The organism is Streptomyces sp. NPDC127084, from assembly GCF_042724175.1.
Lineage (GTDB): Bacteria > Actinomycetota > Actinomycetes > Streptomycetales > Streptomycetaceae > Streptomyces.
The window spans coordinates 1-3,649 of sequence record NZ_JBHXFA010000297.1; the positions used below are offsets into that span (position 1 = coordinate 1).

The 3,649-nt window shown below is 66.3% G+C and carries 3 protein-coding genes; all 3 read left to right on the plus strand.

The window, feature by feature from the left end; all coding sequences use genetic code 11:
* A partial coding sequence (gene thyX / locus ACFWI9_RS33375) for an FAD-dependent thymidylate synthase (RefSeq protein ID WP_387168798.1) occupies positions 1–427 on the plus strand: 427 nt, incomplete at its 5' end.
* A gap of 211 nt (positions 428–638) precedes the next feature.
* Positions 639–1,538, plus strand: coding sequence for a 4-hydroxy-tetrahydrodipicolinate synthase (gene dapA, locus ACFWI9_RS33380; protein WP_387168801.1), 900 nt, complete (start codon positions 639–641; stop codon positions 1,536–1,538).
* Between the two features lie 127 nt (positions 1,539–1,665).
* A complete protein-coding gene (locus ACFWI9_RS33385) occupies positions 1,666–3,351 on the plus strand; it encodes a ribonuclease J (protein WP_387168804.1) in 1,686 nt (561 codons plus the stop codon).
* Positions 3,352–3,649: the final 298 nt, after the last annotated feature.

Sequence of the window (3,649 nt, forward strand, 5' to 3'; positions counted from 1 at the left end):
CTACAGGGAACTTCAACCGGTCTTCTACGTCCCCGGAGAGGAGCGCAAGCTCGTCCAGCAGGGACGCCCGGGCAAGTACGAGTTCGTGTCGGGCACGGAGGCGCAGCAGGAAATCGTGGAGCGTTCGATGCAGGAGTCGTACGTCCAGGCGTACGAGCGCTACCAGGAGATGCTCGCCGCCGGCGTGGCCCGCGAGGTGGCCCGAGCCGTCCTCCCCGTAGGCCTCTTCTCCTCGATGTACGCCACGTGCAACGCACGCTCGCTGATGCACTTCCTCGGCCTGCGTACCCAGCACGAGCTGGCGAAGGTCCCGTCCTTCCCGCAGCGGGAGATCGAGATGGTCGGCGAGAAGATGGAGGAGCAGTGGGCCAAGCTCATGCCGCTCACCTACTCGGCCTTCAATGCCAACGGTCGTGTCGCCCCGTAGCGCACCTCTGTTTGCCGATCGGGCACACATGTACGGATGGGCCGCACGAAGTGTCCGTATTGCGGCATTTGGAGAAGTTCATCTAGCCTGATCAAACGGACCCGGCACTGCTTGAACCCCCGAGCAGGCAGTGCCGGGCTCCACAGCTCACGGCGTACGTCACGTCCCCCGAGGGGCCCCTACCCGCTGAGCAGCGAGTAGCGTGTTACCCATGGCTCCGATCTCCACTCCGCAGACCCCCTTCGGACGGGTCCTCACCGCGATGGTCACGCCGTTCACGGCGGACGGCGCACTCGATCTCGACGGCGCGCAGCGGCTCGCCGCCCACCTGGTGGACGCAGGCAACGACGGCCTGATCGTCAACGGCACCACCGGCGAGTCCCCGACCACCAGCGACGCGGAGAAAGACCAGCTCGTCCGGGCCATCATCGAAGCGGTCGGAGACCGGGCCCACGTGGTCGCCGGAATCGGCACCAACGACACCCACCACAGCATCGAGCTCGCCCGCGCCGCCGAGCGCGCCGGAGCACACGGCCTGCTCGCCGTCACGCCGTACTACAACAAGCCCCCTCAGGAGGGTCTGTACCGGCACTTCTCGGCCATCGCCGACAGCACAGGACTCCCGGTGATGCTGTACGACATCCCCGGCCGCAGTGGGGTGCCGATCGACACCGAGACGATCGTCAGGCTCGCCCAGCATCCGCGCATCGTCGCGAACAAGGACGCCAAGGGCGACCTCGGCCGCGCCAGCTGGGCCATCGCCCAGAGCGGCCTGGCCTGGTACTCGGGCGACGACATGCTCAACCTTCCGCTGCTGTCGGTCGGCGCCATCGGCTTCGTCTCCGTGGTCGGCCATGTGGTCACCCCCGAGCTGCGCGCCCTGGTCGACGCGTACACCGCCGGTGACGTCCAGAAGGCCACCGAGATCCATCAGAAGCTGCTCCCGGTCTTCACCGGCATGTTCCGCACCCAGGGCGTCATCACCACCAAGGCGGCGCTCGCGCTCCAGGGACTGCCCGCCGGCCCGCTGCGCCTGCCGCTGGTGGAGCTCAGCGAAGCCGAGACCGCACAGCTCAAGCTGGATCTCGCCGCCGGCGGGGTACAGCTGTAATCACAGACTTCACAACTGAATATGAAGCAACTGAACAAGCATCACATCAATGACAACAGCAAGTGCACGAATGTCACACGCGCCACGTGCCCACGCGGTACGTGGCGCGTGTGGTGAGGAGAGTCTTTTGAGTCATCCGCATCCCGAACTCGGCACTCCGCCGAAGCTCCCCCAGGGCGGCCTGCGCGTCACCCCGCTCGGCGGTCTCGGTGAGATCGGCCGAAACATGACGGTCTTCGAGTACGACGGCCGACTCCTGATCGTGGACTGCGGCGTCCTCTTCCCCGAGGAGGAGCAGCCGGGTGTCGACCTGATCCTTCCGGACTTCAACGCGATCAAGGACCGCCTCGACGACGTCGAGGGCATCGTGCTCACGCACGGCCACGAGGACCACATCGGCGGCGTCCCCTTCCTGCTCCGGCTGAAGCCGGACATCCCGCTGATCGGCTCCAAGCTGACCCTCGCGCTCATCGAGGCCAAGCTCCAGGAGCACCGCATCCGCCCCTACACACTGGAGGTGGTCGAAGGCGACCGGGAGCGCATCGGTCCCTTCGACTGCGAGTTCATCGCGGTCAACCACTCCATCCCGGACGCCTTGGCCGTCGCCATCCGCACTCCGGCGGGCATGGTCGTCCACACCGGCGACTTCAAGATGGACCAGCTCCCGCTGGACGGCCGTCTCACCGACCTGCACGCCTTCGCCCGGCTGAGCGAGGAGGGCATCGACCTGCTGCTCTCCGACTCCACGAACGCCGAGGTCCCCGGCTTCGTCCCGGCCGAACGCGATATCTCCAACGTGCTGCGCGGCGTCTTCGCCGGCGCCAAGAAGCGCATCATCGTGGCCAGCTTCGCCAGCCATGTCCACCGCATCCAGCAGATCCTCGACGCCGCGCACGAGTACGGCCGCCGGGTCGCGTTCGTCGGCCGCTCGATGGTCCGCAACATGGGCATCGCGCGCGACCTCGGCTACCTCAGGATCCCGGCCGGTCTCGTCGTGGACGTCAATACGCTCGACGACCTGCCCGACCACGAGGTCGTGCTCGTCTGCACGGGCTCCCAGGGCGAGCCGATGGCGGCACTCTCCCGGATGGCCAACCGCGACCACCAGATCCGCATCGTCCAGGGCGACACCGTCATCCTGGCCTCGTCGCTCATCCCCGGCAACGAGAACGCGGTCTACCGCGTCATCAACGGCCTGACCCGCTGGGGCGCGAACGTCGTCCACAAGGGCAACGCCCGCGTCCATGTCTCGGGCCACGCTTCGGCGGGCGAGCTGCTGTACTTCTACAACATCTGCCGGCCGAAGAACCTGATGCCGGTCCACGGCGAATGGCGCCACCTGCGTGCCAACGCCGAGCTCGGAGCCCTGACGGGTGTCCCGAAGGACCGCATCGTGATCGCCGAGGACGGAGTCGTCGTCGACCTGATCGACGGCAAGGCCAGGATCTCCGGCAAGGTCCAGGCCGGATACGTCTACGTCGACGGCCTTTCGGTCGGCGATGTCACCGAGAGCTCGCTCAAGGACCGGCGCATCCTCGGCGACGAGGGCATCATCTCCGTCTTCGTCGTGGTCGACTCGACCACAGGCAAGATCGTGGGTGGCCCGAACATCCACGCACGCGGCTCCGGTATCGAGGACAACGCGTTCGACGCGGTCATCCCGAGGATCGAGGAAGCCCTGCAGAAGTCCGCGGCGGACGGTGTCGCCGAGCCGCACCAGCTGCAGCAGCTCATCCGGCGGACCATCGGCAAGTGGGTTTCCGACACCTACCGCCGGCGCCCGATGATCCTGCCCGTGGTCGTGGAGGTCTGACACACCGTCGGGTGAACCAGGAGCGGAGCGGCCCTCGATTTGCATCGGCTGCTCCGCTCCAGTACGTTTACGGCTCCGCCTCAGCGAACCCCCGGGCACACACGTGTGCGAACGGTGGTGAGCGAAGAGGGTGGGAATTCCGACTCAGAAGTTCTGATAAAGTCGGATCAGCCGAAAGGCAAAAAGGCCCTCCAACGGCCACTGGAATCAGAATCCGAACCGGGAACGGAACGGAATAAGAATCTGGTAAGGTTGGAAACACCGAAGGGAAGCGCCCGGAGGAAAGCCTCAGAAAATG